This is a genomic window from Aeromonas sp. ANP5 (assembly GCF_963870295.1).
GTDB classification, from domain to species: Bacteria; Pseudomonadota; Gammaproteobacteria; order Enterobacterales; family Aeromonadaceae; genus Aeromonas; species Aeromonas veronii.
The window spans coordinates 85,913-110,475 of record NZ_CAWMRY010000002.1; the positions used below are offsets into that span (position 1 = coordinate 85,913).

A 24,563-nucleotide genomic window follows, 5' to 3' on the forward strand; every position below is an offset into this window, starting at 1 on the left:
AACATCCTCTAACAAAACAGGCAGCCCATGGCTGCCTGTCTGCTATCTGCACGTCGAACCTGATTACCTATCCGGCCAGCGCGTGGGCGCCGGACTCCCGACGCATCGCCCGCCACATCACCAACACCAGCAATGAGCTGCACGTTGGCAATGCCAGCCAGACCCCGGGCACGCCCCACAGGGTCGAGAATCCCCACAAGAAACCGCCTATCAGCACCAGCTTGCCACCGGTGAGCAGGGAGGCGATCCGGGCCCGATTGATGGCTTGGAAGTAGGTGGCCCCCACCAGCAGCAAGCCCTCCATCGGCAGCCCCCAGAAGTAGAGCCAGATCCCGAGGCTCGCCACCGGCAGCAGGGTTGCGTTGTCGCCGGCAAACAGATAGACCGCCGCCTCCGGCCACAGATAAAGCGGGAACATGGCGCACAGGGCGATCCCCAACGTCACTCCAAGTGCCAGATTGCGGATCCTCAGCACCCGCCGCCAGTGACCGGCGCCCGCGTTGAAGCTGGCGATGGGCTGGATACCCATGGCGATCCCCTCGAACACCAGATAGAAGAAGGCCTCGGTGTAACTGATCACCCCGTAGGCCGCCACATGCAGCGAAGTGCCAACCGCCAGCAACGCCTTGTTGTGCAGCGCCAGCACCACAGAGAGATAGAGGTACATCAGAAAACTGGAGATCCCGAGGCGCACCGTTTCGCCCATCAGCCGCAGATCGGGGCGCAGGGTGTCCCAGCTTATCCGCAGCTGGCTACGCGGCGTGAAGAAGTGCCACAGGCAGGCGAGGCCCGTCACCGCCTGGGAGAGCATGGTGGCCGTCGCCACCCCGGCCAGTCCGAACGGAAACACTACCATCAGCAGATAGTCGAGCAGCACATTGAGCAGACCCCCGACTACCATGATGAGAGTGACAAAGCCAGGGCGGCCATCGTTGCGCAGCAGCGAGCTGAACGCCATCGACAGCACCGCAAAGACACCCAGCCAGGCGTAGGCCTGCAGGTAGGAGAGCCCGGCGCTGAAGATCTCCCCCTCCGCCCCCATCCAGGCCAGCATGGGCTCGCCATAACGGATCCCGATAAAACTGAGCAGTGCCGAGGCCAGCAACACCATCACCAGCGCATTGCCGACGATATGGCGGGCTTTGGCCGGATTGCCCTGCCCCAGATAGAAGGAGACCAGCGACGAGGCCCCCATGCCGATCAGCGCCCCCACCGCATAGAGCACGGCGCAGATGGGATAAGCCAGCATCAGACCGGCCATGCCATCCTGACCCAGCACATGGCCAACGAAGATGCCATCGATGGTGACATAGATGCCGGTGATCAGCATGGCCGCAACGGTCGGGGTTACGTAACGCCAGAAAAGGCGAGATAGCGGGGCTGTGCCCAGATCAACAGCTGACATATTCGACTCGGTGGAGAGAAAGCGGCCGGGATCATAGCGAAACGGCAGCACGACTTCCTGTTATTTGTGTTATGAATCATTAATATAGACTGCTTTACCCGCCTCCCTGCCCTGTTTTAGGCTAGGGCCACCTCTTCTGAACGGAAACGAGCCTCATGTTGCAACGCCTGCTCACCCTCTTGCTGCTCTCCCTTCTCTTGTTGCCGCCAGCCGTGCGCGCCGACGATGCCATTGCCCAGGCCGAATCCCTGTTGCAGAGCGTGCCCAAGAGCGATACCCCGGAAAACCAGAAGCTGCGGGAGAGCTACCAGCAGGCGCTGCAATTTGCCAGAGAGGCCGAGCGTTACCGGGAGCAGAGCAAAGCCTATCAGCAGATCCTTATCGATTACCCCAAGGAGTCGGCACGGCTCAAGGAGAGCCTGCACAACTATCAGCCCGCAGCTCGCCCGCCGCTGGCGAGCCTCAAGGAGGAGGCGCTGCGCCAGGCCATAGGCTTGAGCAGCAACCGCCAGCTCAACCTGCGCAAGGAGCGGCAGGGGGTGATGGATAGTCTCAACCAGCTGGAGAGCACCGGGCAGGAGTATCACCTGCGGGTGGATGATCTGCGCAAACAGCTGCAACTGACCCGCAGCCAGCTGGAGCGACTGAGCTTCAGCAGCGAATCGGATCGCCAGCAGGAGGCACAGCTGCTGCTGACCAGAATGAAGGAGCAGAGCCTCTCCGACCGGATCCAGATGCTGGAGCTGGAGCAGCTCTCGGCCCAGCAGCGCAACGATCTCGGCAAGCTGAAACTGCAGGAGCTCAATCTGGCCATCGCCGACGAGGATGAGTGGCAAGCCAGCCTGCTGACCCAACAGAACCAGCTGCGGCGGGAGAAGACCGAGCAGGCGCTGGAGGAGAGCGAGCGGCTGCGCAAACAGCTCACCACCGACATGCCGCTGCTGCTGGAGCAACAACAGCAGAATCAGGCGCTCTCCATCCAGCTCGGCACACTGGAAGATCAAATTGAGCGGGTGCAGGATGAGCAGCGCAGCGTCGACAAGAATCTGTTTGAGCTGAATGAGCTGGTCAACTCGGTACGCGAGCAGCTGGAGTGGTTGCAGATCAGTAATGCCTACGGCGAGAACCTGCGCAGCAAACTCTCCGATCTGCCCCCCCAGTTCCCCCTCGACAAGCTGGAGTCCGCCATCGTCAGCGCCCGTATGGCCAAGTACCAGTACGAGAGCGAGCAGGATGGGCTCAAGGATACCCGCCAGCTGCGCGACAAGCTGATGGCCGAAGAGGAGGTGACGCTGGATCGGCCGCAGCAAGCTGTGCTCGACAACCTGCTCAAGGCCCGGCGCCAGCTGCTGACCCGGCTCAACGACGCCTCCGATACCCTCATTCAGGAGCAGACCCGTCTCAAGCTGCTCTACAGCCGCCAGAACAGCAAGATCGACGAGATCCGCGAAATAAGCGCCAGCCACCTGTTCTGGATGCCCGATGTTCGCCCCTTTACCCCACAGGTGATGCTCGGTATTCCTGCCGCGCTGACCCTGGCCTTCAACCCGGACAACTGGTTGCAACTGCCCTACGCCATCGCCGAAAACAGCCCGCTGAGCCTCACGCTGGCCGGTATTGGGCTGCTGGTGCTGGCCTGGAGCTGGTTCAAACTGGCCCGTCACCTGAACCTCTATTGCGACCATATTGCGCCGCGGATCGGCAAGGTAACTCAGGACAAATTCAGCCTCACCAGCCGCTTGCTGCTGCGCTCCCTGCTTGCCGCCCTCCCCTTGCCCGCCATGGTACTGATGGTGCGCGGCCTGCTCGAAGGGGCCTGGCAATACCCGTTTGCGGTGGCGGTGGCGCGCGGTCTTGGCGAGATCTGGTTTCTGCTGCTGGCGCTGGTGATGGCCCGCCATCTGACACTGGAGCGGGGGATTTTGATCCACCACTTCCGCTGGCCCCGGGAACAGGTGCAAAAGGTATGGGGGCAGTTTCGCACCCTGCTGCTGGTGCTGATCCCGAGTTTCTTCGTGCAGGGGATGGCCAACAGCTATCAGGAGCACGCCTTCTACGACTCCCTCGGCCGGATGGCCTTCATGATCGGCGCACTCTGGCTACTGCTTTTCTTCGCCCGCCTCAACCGGGAGAGATTGCCGCTCACCTGGGGCCAGACCGATATGACCAAGCCCCATCTGCTGCACCACTTCATCTGGAACAGCCTGATGCTGGCGCCGCTGCTGGCGGTGATCGGCGCCCTGTTTGGCTACTTCTATACCTCGCGCACCCTGCTGCGCCAGCTGGAGCTTAGCCTGCTGATGGGGCTGGGTTGCCTGCTGGTCTACTATCTGGCCAGACGCTGGATGCTGATCCAGCGCCGCCGCCTCGCCTTCGAGCGCGCCAAGAGCAAGCGCGCCGAGATCCTGGCTCAGCGCGGCCGGGAAGAGGGGCATGACGAACTCAACTCCGAAACCCCGGACGTGGTGGAAGAGACTGAACTGGATCTCGATACCATCAGCGCCCAGTCGCTGGGACTGGTGCGCACCCTGCTGATGCTGGGCTTCACCATGCTGGTGGTGGTGCAATGGTCGGATCTCAACTCCGCCTTCAGCTTCCTCAGCAATATCGAGGTGTGGCAGGTGAGCAGCAAGATTGGCGGCATCGAGCAGCTCTCGGCCATCACCTTGCAGGATCTGATGCTGACCGCCTTCGTCTTCATACTGACCGTGGTGACTGCCCGCAACCTGCCGGGGCTGATGGAGCTGACCCTGCTGCAACACCTCAGCCTCTCCCCGGGTACCGGCTTTGCCCTCACGACCACCAGCAAGTATCTGGTGATCCTGATCGGTGCCCTCACCGGCTTCTCCATGCTCGGCATCGACTGGTCGAAAACCCAGTGGCTGGTCGCCGCCCTCTCGGTGGGGTTGGGTTTCGGTCTGCAGGAGATCTTCGCCAACTTTGTCTCCGGCCTCATCATCCTGTTTGAGAAGCCAATCCGGCTCGGTGACACCGTCACCATTCGCGATCTCACCGGCACCGTCACCAAGATCAAGACCCGGGCAACCACCATAGTGGATTGGGATCGCAAGGAGATCATCGTGCCCAACAAGGCCTTCATCACCGAGCAGTTCATCAACTGGTCGCTCTCCGATGCCATCACCCGGGTCAAACTGCGGATCCGGATCGGCCTGACCCGGGATCCGAAACTGGTGCAACGCATTCTGGAAGAGTCCATCCAGGCATCGACCCTGGTATTGGAGACGCCGACCCCAGAGGTCTTCCTGATCGAATTCACCGACTCGGCACTGATCTACGAGATCCGCCTCTACGTCAACAACATGGATCACCGGATGCCCATCACTCACGAAGTTCACTCGCTGGTACTGGAGAAGATGCAGCAGCAGGGACTTACCCTGCCCCATCAACAGATCGACATTCACCTGAGCCGCGGCTGATCCGCGAGGTAAAAGGAGCAGAACATGCAGATTATTGCCCACCGTGGCGCCAGCGGTCTGGCACCCGAAAACACTCTCAAGGCGATAGCCAAAGCGCTGGAGCTGGGAGCATCAGCCATCGAGATCGACGTGCAGGCGGCCGATGGCGAGTTGTGGGTCTTCCACGACCGGCGGCTGGAGCGCTGCACCAATGGCAAGGGGGTGCTGACCGAGCATTCCCGCTCCTATCTGGAGCAGCTCGATGCCGGTGAAGGAGAGGTGATCCCGACCCTGTGGCAGGTGATGGAGATCATCGACGGACGCTGCGAGCTGCATATCGAGCTCAAGGGCGCCCATACCGCCGATGCGGTGGCAGCCCTGACCCGACGGGCAGAGGCCGAGCTGGGCTTTACTCCCGGGCAGTGGGTGGTTTCTTCCTTCCATCACCCGGAGCTGGCCCGATTTGCCGCCTTGCGGCCCGATATCCGGCTCGGTGCCCTGACCGCCAACCTGCCGCTCAACCTGGCGCAGTTTGCCGACGAGCTGGGGGCCTGGTCCATCAATTGCGATGTTGATTTCATCGACGCCGCGCTGGTCGATGATGCCCATCGCCGGGGACTCAAAGTTCTGGTTTATACCGTTGATTATCCAGAAGATTATGAAACGCTCTCTAGCATGGGGGTCGATGGAATCTTCACCAATCGACCAGATCGTTTTCTGGCGCAGTGAGGGGGGGATACGCACATGGATAACCACTGATTTAGGCACTAACTTTAAATAGCTGACCGGGATACAAAGAGTTCAACTTCAGCCGATAAACAGAGGCTCATAACAATAACTAGATTCCACACACACTTCAGACTGACGCTCACAAGGATGTAACTATGAACTTATCCATTAAAAACAAGCTTGTTCTGGCTATCGGGGTCATCATTCTGGTGATCACCTGCCTGCAGGTCTGGTACAACACCTCGCAACTGCGCAGCGAGACCCAGCGACTGGTCTGGAACATCATCGACGAAAGCTCCATGGCCAACGTCAAGGGGATCTCCCGCTGGGTCGACTCCCGGATCAGCATGGTTAGCACCACCAAGGAAGCATTCGCCAAAGAAGATGAGCCCATCAGTCATCTGGCCCAGTCCATGAATGCCGGTGGTTTCGACCTGGTCTATGCCGGTACCGCAGACGGCAAGATGATCCAGAGCAAACCAACCGACTTGCCCGCCGGTTATGACCCACGTCAACGCCCCTGGTACAAGGACGCGGCCGCCGCAGGCAAGCTGGTCATCACAGCCCCCTATGCCGATATCTCCACCGGCCAGCTGATTGTCACCATTGCCGAGCCGTTCCAGCGCGGCAATACCCAGGGGGTCATCGCCGGTGACGTCTCCATCAGCTCACTGATTTCGGACATTCTTGCGGTCACCACCGAGGGCACCTACGCCATGCTGGTGGACAGCAATGGCACCATCATCGCGCACCCCGATGCCTCCCTGAGCCTGAAATCCGCTACCGCTCTGGCACCGGAACTGACTGCGGCCTACATCAATCAGGTCGCCCATGACGGCATGATTAACGAGCTGGTGATCAGTGGCAAGAAAGAGGTCTACGACTTTAATGCCATTCCCAATACCAACTGGTATTACGGCATGATGGTGGATGAAGAGATCGCCTACCAGTCGGTACGCCGCATGGTTACCTCCTCCCTCATTCAGGGGCTTATCACCATACTGATCGTGGCAGGCTTCTCCTATGTCGCCATCAATAGCTCGCTGGCCCCTCTGAAAACCCTGGGCGAAGCGATTGCCGATCTCTCCCGTGGCAACGGCGATCTGACCCGCCGCATCAAGATTGAACGTGAGGATGAGGTGGGTGCGGTTGCCAAACACGTCAACACCTTCATCGAGCGGATCCATGTGATGGTGCAGGATATCTCCAACTCCTCCGGCCAACTCAACCAGCAGGCCAAGTCCTCCCACAGCATGGCGGAGAAGGCCAATCAGGGTCTGGCACGCCAGCAAAACGAGATCTCCCAGATCGCCACTGCGGTACACGAGATGTCGGCCACTGCGGTCGAGGTTGCCAGCAACGCGGAGCAGACCGCCGAAGCGGCCCGCAGCTCCTCCAGCAGTTGCGAGCATGGCAAGCAGGTGATCGCCCGCAACCAGCGCTCCATCACCGATCTGGCCACCCAGGTGGAACAGGCCTCCAACATCATTCAGGAACTGGAGAAAAACGCTCAGGAGATCAACACCATCCTCTCCACCATTCAGGGCATCGCCGAGCAGACCAACCTGCTGGCACTCAACGCCGCCATCGAAGCGGCACGTGCCGGTGAACAGGGTCGCGGCTTTGCGGTGGTTGCCGACGAGGTGCGCGTCCTGTCACAGCGTACCCACAGCTCCACCGTCGAGATCCGCAATATGATCGAAACCCTGCAACGCAATACCCAGGGGGCGGTCAGCACCATGCACGAAGGCCAGCTGCTGGCCCAGAACAGCGTGGATGACGCCAACAACGCCACCCATGCGCTGGAGCAGATCACCACCTCGATCAACCAGATCTCCGACATGGCGACCCAGATCTCCAGCGCGGCTGAAGAGCAGCGGGCCGTCACCGATGAGGTAAGCCGCAACATTCAGGCGGTGAAAGATGTCTCGGACGAACTGGCAGTGGATGCAGACAGCTCACGCCATCTCTCTGAACAACTTAAAAATATTTCGGGTGAACTGAGCAATCAGGTCGGTATGTTCCGCATTTGAGCATGAGCAAAAGGGGCCGTACAGGCCCCTTTTATTTTTCTAAATAGCGCTTAATTTTCAGTGAGTAATCTCACATTACCCGCCAAATACCCCGCCTTGAAATCCTTGTAATTCGTCTGGAATTATCAGATCACCGCCGTAGTCACCGCTGCACTTCGGATTACTTATTTCTATCCGAACAAATAAACGCCAATAATTCTCATTAAAAAATTACAATAAAAAACTTAAAATTTTTTTCGCGAGTACCTAAAAAGAGAGGTGATTCGCATTTTATTGAAAGAAAACTACGTACAATCCAGAAGTTAAAGTACTCGTAGCTAGGTGTTCAACTGCTCAGTAACACCAAAAAATGACGATAATAACGACATTTTCATCCAGGGATTTGGGTGTTTTATAGAAAAATAACCAATAAAAAGGGAATAAAACCTAGCAGTTTGACTTGCATCAAGCCTGAATTTTTTTCATAGAGCAAAATCGTGCCCAGCAAATCTATCCCTAAGGAGGCAGATGTGGATATTATCAAGACCGATGTGGCCATCATCGGTGCTGGCGGTACCGGCTTACGCGCCGCTATCGCTATAGCCGAATCACAGCCAGACTTGGACATCGCCCTGATTTCCAAGGTTTACCCGATGCGCAGCCACACGGTTGCTGCCGAAGGCGGCGCCGCCGGTGTCGTCCGTGATGACGACTCCCTCGAAAACCACTTCAACGACACCGTCTCCGGTGGTGACTGGCTGTGCGAGCAGGACGTAGTGGAATACTTCGTCAACAACGCGACCAAAGAGATGATCCAGCTGGAGCACTGGGGTTGCCCCTGGAGCCGCAAGCCGGATGGCAAAGCCAACGTGCGTCCGTTTGGTGGCATGAAGGTTCCGCGTACCTGGTTCGCCGCAGACAAGTCCGGTTTCCATATTCTGCACACCCTGTTCCAGACCTCCGTCAAATACCCGAGCATCAAGCGCTTCGACGAGCATTTCTGTCTTGATCTGATCGTGGACGACGGCCGCGTTCAGGGCGTACTGACCTTCGACATCCAGAACGGTATCACCCGCTTCATCCAGGCCAAATCCGTGATCGTGGCAACCGGCGGCGCTGGCCGTGTCTATCGCTACAACACCAACGGTGGCATCGTCACCGGCGACGGCATGGCACTGGCCTACCGTCACGGCGTACCGCTGCGTGATATGGAGTTTGTCCAGTATCACCCGACTGGTCTGCCGGGCACCGGCATCCTGATGACCGAAGGTTGTCGTGGTGAGGGTGGCGTTCTGCTCAACAAGGATGGCTACCGCTACCTGCAAGACTACGGCTTGGGCCCGGAAACGCCGATCGGCCAGCCGAAGAGCAAATACATGGAACTGGGTCCGCGCGACCGCGTTTCCCAGGCATTCTGGCAAGAGCAGCAGAAAGGCCGCGTCATTCAGGGCCCGATGGGCGATGTGGTTCACCTCGACCTGCGTCACCTTGGCGAGAAGTACCTGAAAGAGCGTCTGCCGTTCATCTGCGAACTGGCCAAAGCCTACGTCAACGTGGATCCGGCCAAAGAGCCTATCCCGGTACGTCCGACTGCCCACTACACCATGGGTGGTATCGAGACTGACAACAAGTGTGCCACCCGTCTGCCCGGCCTCTACGCCGCGGGCGAATGTGCCTCCGTCGGTCTGCACGGTGCCAACCGTCTGGGTTCCAACTCCCTGTCCGAGATCGTGGTATTCGGCAAGCTGGCCGGTGAGCAGGCAGGTGAATTTGCCAAGACTCAGAAGCATGGCAACACCGAAGCGCTGGCCGCCAAGGCCGAGGCGCTCATCAAGCAGCACCTCTCCCTGATGGACGTAGACGGTACTGAAAACCCGGCAGACATCCGCAACGAACTGGGCATGTCCATGGAAGCCGGTGTCGGTATCTACCGTACCGAAGAGCTGATGCAGGGCACCATCGACAAGATCAACGAGCTGAAAGCCCGTTACAAGAAGGTCAAGATCAACGACAAGTCCTCTGTCTTCAACACCGATCTGCTGTACGCCATCGAACTGGGTTACATGCTGGACGTGGCTGAAGCCATGGCGCACTCCGCCATCAATCGTAAAGAGTCCCGCGGTTCCCACCAGCGTCTGGATGGTTACGAAGAGCGTGATGACGTGAACTTCCTCAAGCACACGCTCTCGTTCTACAAAAATGGCGAAACGCCCTCCATCGATTACTCCGATGTGAAGATCACTAAGTCCCAGCCGGCAAAACGCGTGTACGGCTCCGAGGGTGAGAAACAAGACGAGGCTAAGAAGAATGGCTGAGATGATTGAAATTGAGATCCTGCGCTACCGTCCGGAACAGGATAACGAGCCCTGGATGCAAACCTTCCAGGTGCCATACCAAAGAGAGATGTCTCTGCTGGACGCCCTGCAGTACATCAAGGATCACCTGGACTCTACCCTGAGCTTCCGCTGGTCCTGCCGGATGGCGATCTGCGGCTCTTGCGGCATGATGGTCAACGGTGTGCCCAAGCTGGGTTGCAAGGCGTTCCTGCGCGACTATCTGCCGGGCAAGATGACCGTCGAGCCGCTCAACAACTTCCCGATCGAGCGCGATCTGGTGGTCGACATGTCCGACTTCATCGAGAAGCTGGAGAGCATCAAGCCGTACATCATCCCGAGCGAGCCGCGCAGCCTGTGTGATGGCGAGTACATCCAGACTCCGGCCCAGATGGCGCAGTACAAGCAGTTCTCCCAGTGCATCAACTGTGGTCTCTGCTACGCGGCCTGCCCGCAGTACGGCATCAACAAGAAGTTCACCGGCCCGGCGGCACTGGCTCTGGCCTATCGCTACAACGTCGACAACCGTGATGCCGGCGCCAAAGAGCGTATGCGCATCATCAGCCAGGACGAAGGCGTCTGGGGCTGTACCTTCGTGGGCTACTGCTCCGAAGTGTGCCCGAAGGGCGTCGATCCGGCGGCGGCCATCCAGCTTGGCAAGGTCGAAAGCGCCAAGGACTACATGATCGCCATGTTCAAGCCAGATTGAGAGCAGGATTGAGACCATGAACAACACTGATAGCAAACGTAAACCTTACGTCCGCGAAATGAAGAAAGACTGGTGGCTGAAGAACGCCTTCTACACCGGTTACATGATCCGTGAAGGCACCAGTATCTTCGTCTCCATCTATGCCGTTGTGCTGATGTGGGGCCTGATGCGCCTGGTTCAGGGTCAGGAAGCGTTCAACGGCTGGCTGGAATCCCTGCAAAGCCCGATCGCCATCCTGTTCCATGTCGTCGCTCTGGCGGCGTGCCTGTTCCATGCCAAAACCTGGTTCGCCCTGGCGCCGAAAGCCATGCGTATCTTCCGTGGTGAAGACCTGGTACCGGAGAAGCCGATCGTTCTCGCCCAGTATGTGGCGCTGGCGGTGGTGTCCCTGCTTGTCCTGATCATCGTGGCCTGAGGAGAAAACAATGAGACGTTCTGACGAACCAATTTACTGGGGTCTGTTTGGTGCGGGTGGCATGGTCGTTGCCATGCTGCTGCCGGTCATTGTCCTCATCACCGGTCTGCTGGTGCCCATGGGCATCATGGACGTGGAAACCATGAGCTATGACCGCGTGCACGCGTTCGCCAGCTCCTGGTGGGGTGCCTGCATCCTGCTGGTGATCATCGCCCTGCCAGTCTGGCACGGCATGCACCGTATCTACCACGGTCTGCACGATCTGGGGATCCACACCACCAAGCTGCACCACTATGTGTTCTATGGCTTTGCCTTTCTGGTATCTGCCATTACCGTCGGCCTGCTGATGGTGCTGGTACTCCAGTAATCACATCTGACTGATTGACCAAACCGGGCCTTGTGCCCGGTTTTTTTTTGCCCCGCTATCCCGCCCCTGCTTTTTATTCACTCAAAGAATTCGATAAAAACCAGATTATCGTCCAAGCACATGGCGATCACAGTCACATAACCCCAATACATTCGTCATTTGTAGCAAACCATTTTGACCACCATCAATTTAGTGACATCCATATCAATTATAATTATTCAGATTAAATAATTATTCATATGGAGCTAGCTAATGACAGACAAAACACGCTCGGTGAGCATAGGCAGTTACCTGGCACTGGCCTTCGCCGTGGTCTTCTTCTCCGGACTGTTGCAATCCGGCGAGTGGTACGGGGTATTCGATTTCACCACGCTGAACGGCTCGTTCGGTACCATGGTCCAGAGTGTCAGCGAGAATGGTGACGGCATCAAGACCGCCATGACCGACATGCGCGGCAAGGGGGGCAACGGCGCTCGCGATGGCTTCTTGTTTGCCCTGACCCTGATCCCCACCGTGATGTTTGCCCTCGGTATGATCAATGTGCTGGAACACTACGGCGCGCTGGAAGCGGCCCGCAAGTTGCTGACCCCGCTGCTGCGTCCGCTGATGGGGATCCCGGGCAACACCGGCCTCGCCCTTATCGCCTCCCTGCAGAGTACCGATGCCGGTGCCGCCATGACCCGTCAGCTCAAGGATGAAGGGCTCATCACCAAGCGTGAAACCGACGTGTTCACCATGTTCCAGTTCTCCGCAGGTGCCACCATCGTCAACTTCTTCTCCTCCGGTGCCGTGCTGTTCACCCTGACACTGGCGGACGGCAGCCCGGCGGTCAGCTCCTCCATCGGTCTGGCGGTCATTGTGATGTTCGCCTTCAAGTTTGTCGGTGCCAACCTGTTCCGGGTCTATCTCAACATGACCGAAGGCAAACACGTCGATAGCAGCAACACCCCGCAGACTCTCAACACTCAGGAGCAAGCCAAATGAGCCAGGCCAACGTCAAAAAACCCATCGTCACCGACATCTTCGTTGAGGGAGCCAAAAAGGGCTGGGTGATCGCCACTACCTCCACCGTCCCCAACGTGCTGATGGCCTTCGTGATCATCAAGGCGCTGCAGATCACCGGCGCGCTGGATGCCATGGGTGCCATCTTCTCCCCTGTCATGGCCATCTTCGGGTTGCCCGGTGAGGCGGCAGCCGTGCTGATCGGTGCCTGGATGTCGATGGGCGGTGCGGTCGGCGTAGTCATTACCCTGTTCGATCAGGGGCTCCTCAACGGCACCCACATTGCCATTCTGGCGCCAGCCATCTACCTGATGGGCTCCCAGGTGCAGTACATGGGCCGCATCCTCGGCTGCATCGGCACCGAAGGGCGTTACATCCCCATCATGGTCGCCATCTCGGTACTCAACGCCTTCGGCGCCATGCTGGTGATGAACATCCTTCTCTGACCCGAACCTGATAGTGGAGCAAGCAATGACTTTTTCTCTGGATCAATACCTGACCGAACTGGCCCCGCTGATCAATCTGGATTGCGGATCCCTGCACCAGCCGGGCATTGCGGCAGTGGCCGACCTGATGGCCGCCAAATATGAGGCGATGGGCGGCTGGCAGATCAAGCGGGTCGACTGCGGCGCAGCCGGGGTGGGACTGGAGATCCGCAACCAGCCTGATGCAGCACAGATCGATGTAATGCTGATCGGCCATATGGATACCGTCTTCCCCCTCGGCACCGCCGCCGCCCGCCCGATGAGCATCGATGGTGAGCGCGCTTACGGCCCCGGTGTCTCCGACATGAAATCCGGCCTGCTCAACATCGTCTATGCCCTGCGTGAACTGCCCCACGAGGTGCGCGATCGCCTGAGCATCTGCGTCTGCATGAACCCGGATGAGGAGATCGGCTCCCTGCACTCCAGCGACTGGCTGGCAACGGTGGCCAAACAGGCAAAACAGGTGCTGGTGGCCGAAGCGGCCCGCGCCGATGGCTCGCTGGTCAAGGCGCGCAAGGGGATGGCCCGTTATCGCATCGACTTCACCGGCAAGGCGGCTCACGCGGGCAACGAACCGCAGAAGGGGCGCAGCGCCATCACCGAGCTGGGCCACTGGATCCTGGCCATCAACGCCCTGACCAACTTCGAGAGCGGCACCACCCTCAACATCGGCATTGTCGAGGGGGGCAACGGCGCCAACATAGTGCCGGCCCATGCCAGCGCCGTGGTGGATGTCCGTTTCTGGGACAATCAGGAGTACCACCAGATCAACGATCATCTGCTCACCCTGGCCGAGCGGCCCCATCTGGACGGAGTCACCATCCAGCTGACCCGCGAGGCCCACAAACCGGCCATGGTGCCGTTAGAGGGCACCCAGGCACTGATGCAGCTGGTGGAGGAGTGTGGCGCCGAACTGGGGCTGCCGATCAGCTGGCAAGAGGTGGGTGGCGGCTCCGATGCCAACCTGACCGCCGCTCTCGGTATCCCCACTCTGGATGGTCTGGGCCCCATCGGTGCCGGTTTCCACAGTGACGAGGAGTATCTGGATCTGGCCAGCATTGCCCCGCGCATCGAGCTGCTGGTGAAGGTACTGACCCGTCTGGCGGCCTGACAGCCTCTCACGTAAAAAGGGCCAGCCGGTTTGCACCGGCTGGCCCTCTGTTTATCTGCTCCCCCTGAATGACAGCAACCCTTCGCTATTACTCCATTGGCGGCAAGAAGCGGCGCATCACCTCATCCGTATGCCCCCCTTCCTGAAATGCCACCAGCGACTGATTGAGGATGTTCACCAGCTGGTGACCGCGGGGGGAGCCCTTGCTCACCAGCAGATAGAATCCCTTGCGGCTGGGCAGGGCGAGATTGAGCAACCCGCTCTCGCTGCGGTAGATGCCAAGGCTGATGCCTGCCACCAGAGGTTCGATTTCGCTCGGCAGAAAGTCGCAGCGATCCCGCTCCAGCATATCGAGCGCCTGCTGCAACTGCTTGACCCGGCGTGGCTCCTGCGCAAGCCCGTAGGGTGTGTAGTTGTAGCCAATCACCCCGCACACCCGGGAACGATTGACCGTCTGCAGATCCGGCGGTTCGGGGTAGCGGCGCTTGAGATAGAAGAAACCGAGGTGGGTGTAGTAGAGGGGAACGCTGTAGAAGGCAAACTCGGCCCGCTCCGGCTTGTAGCTGGCATCCCAGGTCAGCTCGCACAGACCATTCTGGCGATAATCCGCCAGCTCCTGCTGCACCCGCGCCCAGGGCAGATAGCGGATCTGGTGCGAGAGCCCGCTCTGTTGCAGGGCATCGAGCACCAGCGTCGTCGCAGAACCTGTCAGGCGGCTGGTATCGGGCACCCCGTCCGTGCGCTCCCAATAGGTAAAGGGGGCCCACTCGTTGCCCTCCCCCAGACAGATCTTCACTGGTGGCTCTTGCCCCCATAGCGCGGGGGACAAGATGGCCATCGCCAATCCCGCCCACCATATTGCCGCTCGTCTCATCTCCCGCTCCCGAACTGTTTATCCCTCTTGCAGCTTAGCCCAGAAGGGATAGTGCTCACTTTGCAGGGGCACTTTCATGCCACAACGTCAGCAAATTGGCCGGAATGGCACCATAACGAAGCTGCGGCGTCTGGTGCCAGTCAGCCAGCTTTTGCAGGGCTTTCGCCAGATCCTGTGCAAGCGTACGGGTCACTCTCACACCGGCCTCCAGATAGAGGCTCTTGATCTCGAAGATCCCCTGCTGGCGATGGGCCTTGGCATCCATCCTGCCCACCAGCTTGCCGCGATGGAGCAAGGGCAACACGAAGTAACCGTACTGACGCTTGGGGGCCGGGGTATAGCATTCGATGCGATAGTCGAAGTTGAACAGCTCACTTGCCCGTTTGCGATCCCACACCAGCGGGTCGAACGGCGACAAGGCGGTAGTATGGGTTGCCTTGAGACGGCCTTCCTCTGCCTGCACCAGCTCATCAGCCAGCGAGGCATGCACAAAGGCGCCGTGCTGCCACCCCTCCACCCGTACCGGCAGCAGCTCCCCCTCGTCCGCCAGCTGATGGAGCAGGCCGTCGTATTTGCCACGCCGCAGCCGGTAGTAATCCGCCACCCAGCCGGTTTTGACCAGCCCCAGCGCCCGGCAGCTGGCGCGCACCATATCCCGCTGCGCCTGCTCGACGCTTGGCAGGTCCCGCTGGTCGCTCCACTCGGGGATGACCCGTTCGGCCAGGTCATAGACCCGCTGAAAGTTGCGCCGCTCCCGCACCATCAGCTGACCTGTGGTAAAGAGCACCTCCAGATGGCGCTTCTCCGGCTTCCAGTCCCACCAGCCATTCCCCTTCCCCTCTTTGCGTTCAAAGTCGGCCGCCCGTACCGGGCCATGGTGGCGAATGCGTTCGATAAGCTGGCCAATCTCCTGCTGATGGGTGGCGAGCCAGTTGGCCGAAAACTTCCAGCCCATGGCGACGGGGTCGAGCATCCGATGGCGCAACAGCCGGTAATCTTCGCGGGGCACAAAGCAGGCCTCGTGGGCCCAGTATTCGAAGATCTCGCCGTCAGCCAGCAGCTGCTCCAGCCAGCGCGGTTCGTACTGGCCAAGGCGGCTAAAGAGCACCAGATAGGGGCTGCGTGCCACCACCGAGATGGTATCGATCTGCAGCAGCGCCATGCGGCGGATGGTGGCCAGCAGATCGGCCGGGGTCGCCTTGCTGCGACGGGGGTCAAGCAGCCCCTGCGCCGCCAGTTGCAGATGACGGGCATCTTGCAGTGACAAATGGGTAATCGACATCAACAACCGCTCCCTGGTATCTGACCATCGCGCGCCCGGCGGATAGCCAACAAAACCGGGGGAGGCCCCACGCTGGCATGCCTCCCCTCCCTTGTGTGCCAGCGCCGCTATGAGTGGGCCGGGGGCAAGACCAGCTGATTGACCACCAGCATGATCTCTCGATAAGTGGCCTCTACCGTCTCGGGGGTCGGCTCCAGAATAAGGTCATCGGCATAGCCGTTGATGAGCGAGGTGATCTGGCGCGCCAGTCGCCGGGCATCGCCCGCCACAAACTCGCCGCTGTCGATCCCCTTTTGCAGGATCTGCTCCAGCACCTCGCGCCACGCCAGAATGATTTTGCGGTAGCTCTCGGCAAATACCGGGTCGCGCAGTGACTCGTTCCAGGCATCGAGGTAGATGGCCCAGGAGGCATCCTGACTGGTCGGCAGGTTGTCCCGCACAAAGAGCGGCAACGCTTCGCGGGCTGGCAGCGGCAACAGCCACTTCCGCTGCTCGGCTATCTCCTGATAGGTGAAACGCTCCACGGCGCAGAGGCAGAGCTCCTTCCAATCCTTGAAGTAGTGGTAGACGTGACTGCGCGCCAGACCGGTGCGCTCGGCAATATCACGGGTTGACGATGCCGCCATCCCCTTCTCTCGAAACAGGGCCAGTACGGCCTCGATGATCATCTCTTTGCGCTGTTCTGCTGATGGGCGTGCCATCTGACCTCCTGCGATATCCATCGATCTGCTTGACTTTGAGCAGTCGCTCAAACAAACTTTGAGCACTCGCTCAAAATTAGCGTTTCCGACATCTTAGGAGATAACCCATGACAACACCAACCACTTCGGCAGCCAGTTGCGACGAGCAGGCCACGCCGTTGCCACACTCGGCCGGTCGTTCGCTGGGGGCGATTGCGCGGGCCAATCCCCTCAAGCTGGCGGGCACCTTCTCGCTGGTGGCCCTCGAAAACATCCTGCTGGTGGTCTATCCCCTGTTCGCCGGCTTTGCCATCGACGCCATCGTCAAGGGGCAGTGGCTACAGGCCTCGAGCTACGCCCTGATCGTGCTGCTGTTCTGGCTGATCGGCGCCCTGCGCCGGGCGGTCGATACCCGCACCTTTACCCATATCTATGCGGCGCTGGCGGTGCCGGTGATCCTGACCCAGCGCCAGCAACAAGAGGGCCAATCTACCATAGTGGCGCGGGTCACCCTGGCGCGGGAGTTTGTCGACTTCTTCGAGAAACATATCCCGATCCTGGCCACCAGCCTGATCTCCATCGTCGGGGCGGCCATGATGCTGATGGTGATCGAGTTCTGGGTCGGCATCGCCTGCATGGGGGTATTGCTGCTGTTCGGCCTGCTGCTGCCCGGCTTTTCGCGCAAGAACCAGCTGCTGCACGAGCGGCTCAACGATCGGCTGGAACACGAGGTCAAACTGGTCACTCATGCCCAGTCAACCAGCCTCGCCCGCCACTACCGCGCGCTGGCCTGGCTCCGAATCCGGATTTCGGATCGGGAGGCACTCGCCTTTCTGGCGGTCGGCATCAGCGCCTCCCTGCTGTTCCTGCTGGCCATCACCATGCTAATGGCCCAGCCCCAGGTCTCGGCAGGCCATGTCTATGCTGTGATGACCTACCTCTGGAACTTTGTCACCAGCCTGGATGAGGGGCCCGGTCTTGCCGATCAGCTGGCCCGGCTGCGAGACATAGGTCGCCGGGTCAATACCGCCCAACCCGATGAAATGATTTGATATTTTTTATCTGTAACCGGAGTAGAAGATGAATCCGACCACCCTTTACCAACGAGCGTTGACCATGTGCATCAGCTGTTTTTTCCTCGCGGCCTGCGGCCCCAAGATGAGCGACTTTGAGCCCAACACCAGCTACTGGTTCAAGGAGAAACCGGCAGAGGAGAGCGCCCCGCTGGCGCAAGACATGACGGTGGATATCGCCATCATAGGTGGCGGCTACAGTGGACTCTCCAGTGCTTGGCATCTGGCCAAGGCCAATCCGTCGCTCAAGATTGCTATCTTCGAGGCCAAACAGGTGGGCAGCGGCGCCTCGGGCCGCAACGGCGGCATGGTATTGCCGGGCTCCGAGGTGATGGATCTCTACGAGGAGGGGGAAGCGAGCAAGCGCCACTACGATCTCACCGTCGCCAGCATGCGCAAGCTGCAGGCGCTGGTCGCCTCAACCGGCGTCGAGGCCGACCTCAAGCTAGATGGCTATGTGGAGGCGATCCTCGATGAGGAGGATATCGCCGAGTACCGCGACTACGTGAAAACCGCCAATCGCCTCGGCATCCCGCTCCAGTACTGGAACGCCGATACCACAGAGGCAAAGCTCGGCACCGATCGCTACGTGGGGGCGGTCTACGACCCCAATGGCGGTCAGGTTCACGCCATGAAACTGGTCAATGCCCTGCGCAAGGCGGTGGAGCAGGCGGGCGTCACCATCTATGAGCAGAGCCCGGTAATGGGGATCAAGGAGGGCAAGCAGATCGAGCTCAATGTAGCCGACAAGTACAAGGTGACCGCCGACAGCATAGTGCTGGCGACCAACGGCTATACCTCAAAACTTGGCTACTTCAGCGGGCGAGTATTTCCGGTTCACGCCCAGAGCGCCGTCACCGAGCCGCTCAGCAAAAAACAGCTGGCCGCCATCCAGTGGCAGAGTCGGGTGCCCTACTACGACACCCGCAACATCCTGTTCCATCTGGTATTGACCCCGGATAACCGCATCGTCATCGGTGGCGGCAATGCCGAGTACGTCTTCAACGACGGCCTCAACTACAAGGGCGACCTCAATCGGGTCAGCGAAATGATGATGACCGAGCTGGTGACCCTCTATCCGGCCCTCAAGGGGATCAAATTTGAACAGGTGTGGGACGGGGTGCTCGGCATGACCGGCGACAGCAGCGAAGCGGTGGGGGTAATGGGGGCTCACAAGAACATCTACTACGCCCTCGGCTACAACGGCCACGGCATCAACCTCTCCTTCCTGTTTGGCGACATCGTGGCCAGCCTCTATCAGGGCAAGGAGCATCCCTGGTTCAACCACGCGGAGCAGAGTCTGCCGATGTGGCTGCCGCCAGAGCCGTTCAAGTCAATCGGCGTCAAATCTGCCCTGATGTACTACCAGTGGCAGGACAAGGGCTACAAGGAGTAGCGCCGGACGAACCCGACGAGTAACAGACAAAGGCACGCCTCAGGGCGTGCCTTTCTGCAATACCGCCACATCGGCGTGGGGGAAGCTGAGCTCGGCCTGCCAGCGGGCGGCCAGCACCTGAAACGATGCCTCGGCAAAGAAGACTATGTGGGTCGGGTCGTGGCGATAGCGCCAGTTTTTAAACCGCTCGTCACTGAGCACCCGCTGAGTCTGCAACACCAGCACACCGCCCGGCTTGAGGCAATCCCACAACTGCGCCAGCACCGTGCGCGGCTCGGCAATATGCTCGATCACCTCGGTACTGGTGATGAAGTCATACTGACGCGTCAGCAACTCGGGAAAATCGGCGTAGAACTTGTCATACCCCACCATCTGGTAACCCGCCTCACGCCCCATCGCCACCAGCGCCGGGCCCGGGCCACAGCCAAAATCGAGACCACAGGCAGGCGTTGGCACCCGACTCAGTACCTCGCCAAATGCCCGCATCAGAAAGGTGCGATAACGGGGATCATCAACCTGGTTATCGTGGCCGTCGTAGACCGCCTTCTCCGCCGCCTCATCCAGATGATCCGCCTCATCCAGCCAGACCAGCTCGCACGCGAGGCAGCGATGATAGCGCTTGCCCGCCACCGGCAGGGGATAACTGCGATGGCTGGCACACAGGGGGCAGCTGACGGTGGATGACATGGCGGTTCCTCTTGGGGGCTTCCTGTTGGATAACAGCGGCGCAGATTGCCTGCCCGCTGCCTCGCTGACAACTTTTTTTGCTCCTTAAGGGTTTCTTAAGTTTGCCCTTTTACTCTCAAACCATCGCAAGAGAAGGAGTCACCCATGACCATCGAGATCCAGGCCCCCTACCGATTGTTGCTAGCCAAGTCCCCACAGCAGGTCATGGCGCTACAAACCTATATCCAGGCCGCCTACACCCTCGAGTTCAACGCCCGCATCCCCCATTTTCTCCCCTGTCTGCTGGGGCTCTATCGGGCGGACGGGACGCTGGTCGGTGCCTGTGGTCTCAATCATGCCAGTGAGGGGCCTCTCTATCTGGAACAGTATCTGGAGCAACCCATCGAGGCCGCCATCAATACCCGCCTCGGGGTCTATCCGGCACGCCACCGCATTATCGAAGTGGGCAATCTGGCCTGCAGCGAACCGGGCAATGCCCGCCTGATGTTCGCGGCACTGTGTCGCCTGCTGTGTGAAAACGCCCTCGACTACGTGGTCTTTACCGGCACTGCCAAGCTGCGCAACAGCTTTGCCCGGCTGCAACTCAACCCGGTGGAGCTGGCCCCCGCACAGGCCCATCAGGTGGGGGCCGACGCCGACGCCTGGGGTGAGTACTACCGTTGCCAACCCAAGGTGATGGTGGGCGACATCAATCAGGGGCGCGAGGTGCTGGCCCAGCGCAGCCTGCTGCTCAATCTGCTGGCCCCCATGCCTACCCTGTTTGACGATGCCGGCAAGAGCAGTGATAACCAGCCCCATCAAAAAAGGTGCGCCCAATGAGCCTGTTCGACGCCATCGCCAAACATGCCCACGAGAATCCGCAATCCCTAGCGCTGCTGAGCAGCCAGCAGCGCCTCGATTACCAGACCCTGTGGCAACAGATCCAGCGTCTGGCCAGCCAGCTGCAACAGCTCGACATCAGCCGTCTGGCGCTGCAACTGGACAACGGCCTGCCCTGGGCGCTGCTGGATCTCGCCTGCACCAAAGCCGGGATCGTGGTCATACCGGTGCCCCACTTCTTCAGCCTTGAGCAGCAAGAGTGGCTGCTGGAGAGCAGCGGTGCCGATGCGCTGGTTGGCCCGGCCCATCAGGGATGGCACTCTGCCGAGCAGCTCTTGCTAGTCAGCGGCGAACTGCCGCTCTGGCGCCGCAAACCGGCAAACCTCCCGGCATTGCCACAGGGCACGGCCAAGATCACCTACACCTCCGGCACCACGGGCCAGCCCAAAGGGGTCTGCCTCTCGCTGGCCAGCATGATGGCGGTGTGCGAATCGCTGGCCGAGCGAGTCGCGCCAGCCAAGGTAGAAAAACACCTGACCCTGCTGCCGCTGGCGACCCTGCTTGAGAACATCACCGGCCTCTATGTGCCGCTGCTGACCGGCGCCTGCAGCCGCATTCCGTCCCTCGGGGAGATCGGTTTCAGCGGCTCCAGTTCGCTCAATGCAGCCATGCTGGGGGAAGCGCTGCTGCGCTGGTCGACCCACAGTCTGGTGCTGGTGCCCGAACTGCTGCGTTTGTTGCTAGCGCTCTGCACCAGCACCCCGACGCTGGCCCAGCAGCTCAAGAGCCTGCGCTTTATTGCCGTCGGTGGCGGCAAAGTAGCACCCGACCTGATCAAACATGCCCGCCAGCTCGGCCTGCCGGTATACGAAGGTTATGGCCTCTCGGAGTGTGGCTCCGTGGTGGCGCTCAACAGCCTGGATGCTGACAAGCCCGGCAGCGTCGGCCGCCCCCTGCCCCACTGTCAGGTCACCATCGCCAGCGATGGCGAAATTATGGTGAGCGGCAGTGCCATGCTGGGCTATCTCGGCAGCAACGAACCGACTCCCGAACAGATCGCCACCGGCGATCTGGGTCATCTCGATGAAGAAGGCTACCTCCATATCACCGGGCGCAAGAAGAATGTCCAGATCACCGCTTTTGGCCGCAACTTCTCCCCCGAGTGGGTGGAAGCCGAAGCACTGCTCTGCCCCGCCATCGCCCGCATCGTGGTCTTTGGCGATGGTCAGCCCGCCAACGTGGCGCTGATCCAGCCCCTGCCGGGCAAAGAGGCGGATCTGCCCCGCCAGATCGCCGGTCTGAACCTGCGACTGCCCGATTATGCCCGGCTGCACCACTGGTTGCCGGTGGCACTCGACCAGCATCCCGGCCTGCTGACCGCCAACGGGCGCCCCCGTCGCAACGAGATTTACCAACACTTTTCCCGGCAAATCAGCCAATGCCTTACAGGAGAATCGTCATGAGCTTCTACCAGACTCTGCAACAAGCCACTGCCGAGGAGCGTGAGCATCTGTTCAACGCCCCCATTATCGAAGCCTGTCGCCGTGGCGATATCAGCCGTGATACCTATCTCGCCTTTCTGGCGCAGGCTTACTACCACGTCCGCCACACAGTTCCGCTGCTGATGGCAACCGGCGGCAAGCTGGGTCAGGAGTACGAGTGGGTGCGCGGGGCCATTGCCGAGTACATCGACGAGGAGTATGGCCATCAGGAGTGGATCCTCAACGATATCCGCGCCTGTGGCGGTGATGCCGAGGCGGTGCGCCACGGCCAGCCCGGGCTGCCCATCGAGCTGATGGTCGCCTTCCTCTACGACCAGATCCAGCGCGGCAACCCCATGGGCTTCTTCGGCATGGTGCAGGTACTGGAAGGCACCAGCGTCGCCATCGCCCTCACCGTCGCCGACCAGCTGAAAAAGGGACTCGGCCTGCCACCCCAGGCGATGAGCTACCTGAGCTCCCACGGCGCCCTGGATCAGGAGCACCTCAAATTCTTTGAATCCCTGATGGATCGGGTCGAGAGCCCGGCAGATCAGGCCGCCATCATCCACTCCACCAAGGTGGTCTACCGCCTCTACGGCGAGATGCTCTACAACCTCACCGCCACACCGTAAGTCGGCAGCGGATCAGCAGACAGCAAAAAGGGAATCCATACCATGAACCTTGAAGGGAAACTCGTGCTGCTCACCGGCGCCAGCGGTGGCATAGGTGAGGAGCTGGCGCAGGAGCTGGCGGCCCAGGGGGCACACCTGCTGCTGCACGGTCGTCGCGGCCCGGCACTGGAGCGGCTGTGCAAGTCACTGCCTCATCCCGAGCGCCATCAGGTGGTGCTCGCCGACCTCGGCTCTGCGCAGGAGCGGGCCAAGCTGTTGCAACACCCTGCGCTGGAGGACGGGATCGACATCCTGATCAACAACGCTGGCTGCAACCAGTTTGCCTGGCTGGAAGATCAGAGCTTTGAACAGGTGGAGCGCCAGCTGCAGCTCAATATCGAGGCGCCCATCCAGCTCACACGTGCCCTGCTGCCAACCATGCGCAAGCCGGGGATCATCATGAACATGGGCTCGAGCCTGGGCAGCATCGGCTACCCCGGTTACAGCGTCTACTGCGCCAGCAAATTTGCCCTGCGCGGCTTTAGCGAAGCGCTGGGACGGGAGCTGGAGGGGAGCGGCATCAAGGTGCTGCACTTTGCCCCCCGCGCCACCCGCACCAAGCTCAACTCCGAGGCCGCCTACGAGATGAATGCAGCGCTCGGCACCCAGACCGACAGCCCGCAGGAGGTGGCCGAAGAGGCCGTTATCGCCCTGTGCAACGAAACTCGCCGCAGCTGGCTCGGCTGGCCGGAAAAACTGTTCGTGCGGCTCAATGCCCTGCTGCCCGGCATCGTCGACAAGGCGCTGGCCAGACAGCTGCCGATCATCAAACGTTATGCCCGTCATCTTCAGCCAGGGACGGCTGATGCCGGCGCCAACAGTGCGCCACAACCAGACTTGTCCCGCCCGATCCCGACCAAGAAGGAGCATTAATATGAATTTTTTCCGTCAATCCGTGACCTCTTGTGCCATCGCCATCCTGCTGGGATCCACCTCAGTCATGGCCGCGAGTGATGCCCTCATCCCCATCCAGCAACAGTGGGCCGTCTGCCAGTATCAACAGAGCGGCAAGGCGAAAGAGAGCTGCCTCGAAACACTGAGCACCCAGGCCGAAGCGGCCAGCGCCAAGGAGCCTTTTCGCGCCGACCTGCTGATCTGGTCTGCCATCGTCAAGAGCACCTGGGCGGGGGCCAAAGGGGGGCTGGGGGCACTGGGTCTGGTGAAAGAGGCCAAGGCCAAGCTGGAGCTGGCGCTCAAGCAGGATCCCAAAGCGCTGGACGGCTCTGCCTACACCAGTCTGGGCTCCCTCTACTATCAGGTGCCCGGCTGGCCGGTCGGCTTTGGCGATGACGAAAAGGCAGAACAGCTGCTCAAGCAGGCGCTGGCCATCAATCCGGATGGCATCGACCCCAACTTCTTCTACGGTGACTTCCTGCTGGATCAGGGTCGCAAGGCCGAGGCCAAAACCTACCTCGACAAGGCGCTGGCCGCCCCAGCCCGCCCGGGCCGCGAAGTGGCCGATGAAGGGCGCAGAATGGAGATCCGCGATCGGCTGGCCAAGCTATAAAATCCTGATGGATCAAAGAACTATTTAAACTCTGCCCACCAGCTTGCATACTGGTGGGCAGGGTTGTTTATGCCACGGCACACCCTGGCGCTGAGCCAGATCGCGACAC

The 24,563-nt window shown here is 60.2% G+C and carries 22 protein-coding genes; 17 read left to right on the forward strand and 5 right to left on the reverse strand.

Annotated features, from left to right (window positions below; genetic code table 11):
* Positions 1–67 precede the first annotated feature (67 nt).
* A complete protein-coding gene (locus AACT07_RS01640; protein ID WP_069526488.1) occupies positions 68–1,405 on the reverse strand; it encodes an MATE family efflux transporter in 1,338 nt (445 codons plus the stop codon).
* Between the two features lie 155 nt (positions 1,406–1,560).
* On the opposite strand from AACT07_RS01640, the gene mscM reads away from it, so the two are divergent.
* From mscM to AACT07_RS01690, 10 genes are all read left to right on the forward strand, one after another.
* Positions 1,561–4,842, forward strand: coding sequence for a miniconductance mechanosensitive channel MscM (gene mscM / locus AACT07_RS01645; RefSeq protein ID WP_069526403.1), 3,282 nt, complete (start codon positions 1,561–1,563; stop codon positions 4,840–4,842).
* A 24-nt stretch (positions 4,843–4,866) separates the two neighbouring features.
* Positions 4,867–5,550: a glycerophosphodiester phosphodiesterase gene (locus AACT07_RS01650; protein ID WP_069526404.1), complete on the forward strand. Its 684-nt coding sequence runs from the start codon at positions 4,867–4,869 to the stop codon at positions 5,548–5,550.
* 155 nt (positions 5,551–5,705) lie between these two features.
* Entirely contained in the window at positions 5,706–7,583 is a 1,878-nt protein-coding gene (locus AACT07_RS01655) for a methyl-accepting chemotaxis protein (RefSeq protein ID WP_005354019.1), read from the forward strand.
* 509 nt (positions 7,584–8,092) lie between these two features.
* Positions 8,093–9,877 (forward strand): fumarate reductase (quinol) flavoprotein subunit, encoded by a 1,785-nt coding sequence (frdA, locus tag AACT07_RS01660; RefSeq protein WP_005335056.1) that lies wholly within the window; start codon positions 8,093–8,095, stop codon positions 9,875–9,877.
* The gene (locus tag AACT07_RS01665) at positions 9,870–10,604 is read left to right on the forward strand and encodes a succinate dehydrogenase/fumarate reductase iron-sulfur subunit (protein WP_005335057.1); all 735 of its coding nucleotides are present in this window, start codon (positions 9,870–9,872) and stop codon (positions 10,602–10,604) included. The genes frdA and AACT07_RS01665 overlap by 8 nt, the downstream gene beginning before the upstream one ends.
* Before the next feature lie 16 nt (positions 10,605–10,620).
* Positions 10,621–11,019 carry a hypothetical protein gene (locus AACT07_RS01670; protein WP_005335058.1) on the forward strand — a complete coding sequence of 133 codons (399 nt, stop codon included), beginning with the start codon at positions 10,621–10,623 and terminating at the stop codon, positions 11,017–11,019.
* A gap of 10 nt (positions 11,020–11,029) precedes the next feature.
* A complete protein-coding gene (gene frdD, locus AACT07_RS01675; RefSeq protein ID WP_040066869.1) occupies positions 11,030–11,386 on the forward strand; it encodes a fumarate reductase subunit FrdD in 357 nt (118 codons plus the stop codon).
* 252 nt (positions 11,387–11,638) lie between these two features.
* Positions 11,639–12,370, forward strand: a complete 732-nt coding sequence (locus AACT07_RS01680; protein WP_069526405.1) for a nucleoside recognition domain-containing protein — start codon at positions 11,639–11,641, stop codon at positions 12,368–12,370.
* Positions 12,367–12,834 (forward strand): YjiG family protein, encoded by a 468-nt coding sequence (locus tag AACT07_RS01685; protein ID WP_069526406.1) that lies wholly within the window; start codon positions 12,367–12,369, stop codon positions 12,832–12,834. Before AACT07_RS01680 ends, AACT07_RS01685 begins: the two co-directional genes overlap by 4 nt.
* A gap of 25 nt (positions 12,835–12,859) precedes the next feature.
* Positions 12,860–13,984 carry a M20 family metallopeptidase gene (locus AACT07_RS01690; protein ID WP_069526407.1) on the forward strand — a complete coding sequence of 375 codons (1,125 nt, stop codon included), beginning with the start codon at positions 12,860–12,862 and terminating at the stop codon, positions 13,982–13,984.
* 88 nt (positions 13,985–14,072) lie between these two features.
* On the opposite strand, the gene AACT07_RS01695 is transcribed toward AACT07_RS01690, so the two are convergent.
* The 3 genes from AACT07_RS01695 to AACT07_RS01705 all read right to left on the reverse strand — a co-directional run bounded on the left by AACT07_RS01695 (position 14,073) and on the right by AACT07_RS01705 (position 16,841).
* Positions 14,073–14,858, reverse strand: coding sequence for a substrate-binding periplasmic protein (locus tag AACT07_RS01695; RefSeq protein WP_069526408.1), 786 nt, complete (start codon positions 14,856–14,858; stop codon positions 14,073–14,075).
* Between the two features lie 55 nt (positions 14,859–14,913).
* Entirely contained in the window at positions 14,914–16,140 is a 1,227-nt protein-coding gene (locus AACT07_RS01700; protein WP_069526409.1) for a winged helix-turn-helix domain-containing protein, read from the reverse strand.
* Between the two features lie 107 nt (positions 16,141–16,247).
* Positions 16,248–16,841: a TetR/AcrR family transcriptional regulator gene (locus AACT07_RS01705; RefSeq protein ID WP_069526410.1), complete on the reverse strand. Its 594-nt coding sequence runs from the start codon at positions 16,839–16,841 to the stop codon at positions 16,248–16,250.
* 107 nt (positions 16,842–16,948) lie between these two features.
* Here AACT07_RS01705 and AACT07_RS01710 point away from each other — a divergent pair, with 107 nt between their 5' ends.
* Both AACT07_RS01710 and AACT07_RS01715 read left to right on the forward strand, forming a co-directional pair.
* Entirely contained in the window at positions 16,949–17,872 is a 924-nt protein-coding gene (locus tag AACT07_RS01710; RefSeq protein WP_069526411.1) for an ABC transporter six-transmembrane domain-containing protein, read from the forward strand.
* A 28-nt stretch (positions 17,873–17,900) separates the two neighbouring features.
* Positions 17,901–19,289, forward strand: coding sequence for an NAD(P)/FAD-dependent oxidoreductase (locus tag AACT07_RS01715; RefSeq protein ID WP_069526412.1), 1,389 nt, complete (start codon positions 17,901–17,903; stop codon positions 19,287–19,289).
* 39 nt (positions 19,290–19,328) lie between these two features.
* On the opposite strand, the gene AACT07_RS01720 is transcribed toward AACT07_RS01715, so the two are convergent.
* Positions 19,329–19,976 (reverse strand): class I SAM-dependent methyltransferase, encoded by a 648-nt coding sequence (locus AACT07_RS01720; protein WP_069526413.1) that lies wholly within the window; start codon positions 19,974–19,976, stop codon positions 19,329–19,331.
* Positions 19,977–20,120: 144 nt separating this feature from the next.
* Between AACT07_RS01720 and AACT07_RS01725 the strand changes: the two genes are divergently transcribed.
* The 5 genes from AACT07_RS01725 to AACT07_RS01745 are packed head-to-tail and all read left to right on the forward strand — an operon-like array spanning position 20,121 to position 24,454.
* Positions 20,121–20,795, forward strand: coding sequence for a thermostable hemolysin (locus tag AACT07_RS01725; RefSeq protein ID WP_069526414.1), 675 nt, complete (start codon positions 20,121–20,123; stop codon positions 20,793–20,795).
* On the forward strand, positions 20,792–22,258 hold the full coding sequence (locus AACT07_RS01730) for an AMP-dependent synthetase/ligase (RefSeq protein ID WP_069526415.1): 1,467 nt from the start codon (positions 20,792–20,794) through the stop codon (positions 22,256–22,258). Before AACT07_RS01725 ends, AACT07_RS01730 begins: the two co-directional genes overlap by 4 nt.
* Positions 22,255–22,908: a TenA family transcriptional regulator gene (locus AACT07_RS01735; RefSeq protein ID WP_069526416.1), complete on the forward strand. Its 654-nt coding sequence runs from the start codon at positions 22,255–22,257 to the stop codon at positions 22,906–22,908. The genes AACT07_RS01730 and AACT07_RS01735 overlap by 4 nt, the downstream gene beginning before the upstream one ends.
* A 42-nt stretch (positions 22,909–22,950) precedes the next feature.
* Positions 22,951–23,820, forward strand: a complete 870-nt coding sequence (locus tag AACT07_RS01740; protein WP_069526417.1) for an SDR family oxidoreductase — start codon at positions 22,951–22,953, stop codon at positions 23,818–23,820.
* A 1-nt stretch (position 23,821) separates the two neighbouring features.
* Positions 23,822–24,454 (forward strand): tetratricopeptide repeat protein, encoded by a 633-nt coding sequence (locus AACT07_RS01745; RefSeq protein WP_042082684.1) that lies wholly within the window; start codon positions 23,822–23,824, stop codon positions 24,452–24,454.
* Positions 24,455–24,563: the final 109 nt, after the last annotated feature.

Coding starts and splice junctions, on each gene's coding strand:
- AACT07_RS01640 (WP_069526488.1), bottom strand. CDS start 1,405: ATGTCAGCTGTTGATCTGGGCACAGCCCCGCTATCTCGCCTTTTCTGG.
- mscM (WP_069526403.1), top strand. CDS start 1,561: ATGTTGCAACGCCTGCTCACCCTCTTGCTGCTCTCCCTTCTCTTGTTG.
- AACT07_RS01650 (WP_069526404.1), top strand. CDS start 4,867: ATGCAGATTATTGCCCACCGTGGCGCCAGCGGTCTGGCACCCGAAAAC.
- AACT07_RS01655 (WP_005354019.1), top strand. CDS start 5,706: ATGAACTTATCCATTAAAAACAAGCTTGTTCTGGCTATCGGGGTCATC.
- AACT07_RS01665 (WP_005335057.1), top strand. CDS start 9,870: ATGGCTGAGATGATTGAAATTGAGATCCTGCGCTACCGTCCGGAACAG.
- AACT07_RS01670 (WP_005335058.1), top strand. CDS start 10,621: ATGAACAACACTGATAGCAAACGTAAACCTTACGTCCGCGAAATGAAG.
- frdD (WP_040066869.1), top strand. CDS start 11,030: ATGAGACGTTCTGACGAACCAATTTACTGGGGTCTGTTTGGTGCGGGT.
- AACT07_RS01680 (WP_069526405.1), top strand. CDS start 11,639: ATGACAGACAAAACACGCTCGGTGAGCATAGGCAGTTACCTGGCACTG.
- AACT07_RS01685 (WP_069526406.1), top strand. CDS start 12,367: ATGAGCCAGGCCAACGTCAAAAAACCCATCGTCACCGACATCTTCGTT.
- AACT07_RS01690 (WP_069526407.1), top strand. CDS start 12,860: ATGACTTTTTCTCTGGATCAATACCTGACCGAACTGGCCCCGCTGATC.
- AACT07_RS01695 (WP_069526408.1), bottom strand. CDS start 14,858: ATGAGACGAGCGGCAATATGGTGGGCGGGATTGGCGATGGCCATCTTG.
- AACT07_RS01700 (WP_069526409.1), bottom strand. CDS start 16,140: ATGTCGATTACCCATTTGTCACTGCAAGATGCCCGTCATCTGCAACTG.
- AACT07_RS01705 (WP_069526410.1), bottom strand. CDS start 16,841: ATGGCACGCCCATCAGCAGAACAGCGCAAAGAGATGATCATCGAGGCC.
- AACT07_RS01710 (WP_069526411.1), top strand. CDS start 16,949: ATGACAACACCAACCACTTCGGCAGCCAGTTGCGACGAGCAGGCCACG.
- AACT07_RS01715 (WP_069526412.1), top strand. CDS start 17,901: ATGAATCCGACCACCCTTTACCAACGAGCGTTGACCATGTGCATCAGC.
- AACT07_RS01720 (WP_069526413.1), bottom strand. CDS start 19,976: ATGTCATCCACCGTCAGCTGCCCCCTGTGTGCCAGCCATCGCAGTTAT.
- AACT07_RS01725 (WP_069526414.1), top strand. CDS start 20,121: ATGACCATCGAGATCCAGGCCCCCTACCGATTGTTGCTAGCCAAGTCC.
- AACT07_RS01730 (WP_069526415.1), top strand. CDS start 20,792: ATGAGCCTGTTCGACGCCATCGCCAAACATGCCCACGAGAATCCGCAA.
- AACT07_RS01735 (WP_069526416.1), top strand. CDS start 22,255: ATGAGCTTCTACCAGACTCTGCAACAAGCCACTGCCGAGGAGCGTGAG.
- AACT07_RS01740 (WP_069526417.1), top strand. CDS start 22,951: ATGAACCTTGAAGGGAAACTCGTGCTGCTCACCGGCGCCAGCGGTGGC.
- AACT07_RS01745 (WP_042082684.1), top strand. CDS start 23,822: ATGAATTTTTTCCGTCAATCCGTGACCTCTTGTGCCATCGCCATCCTG.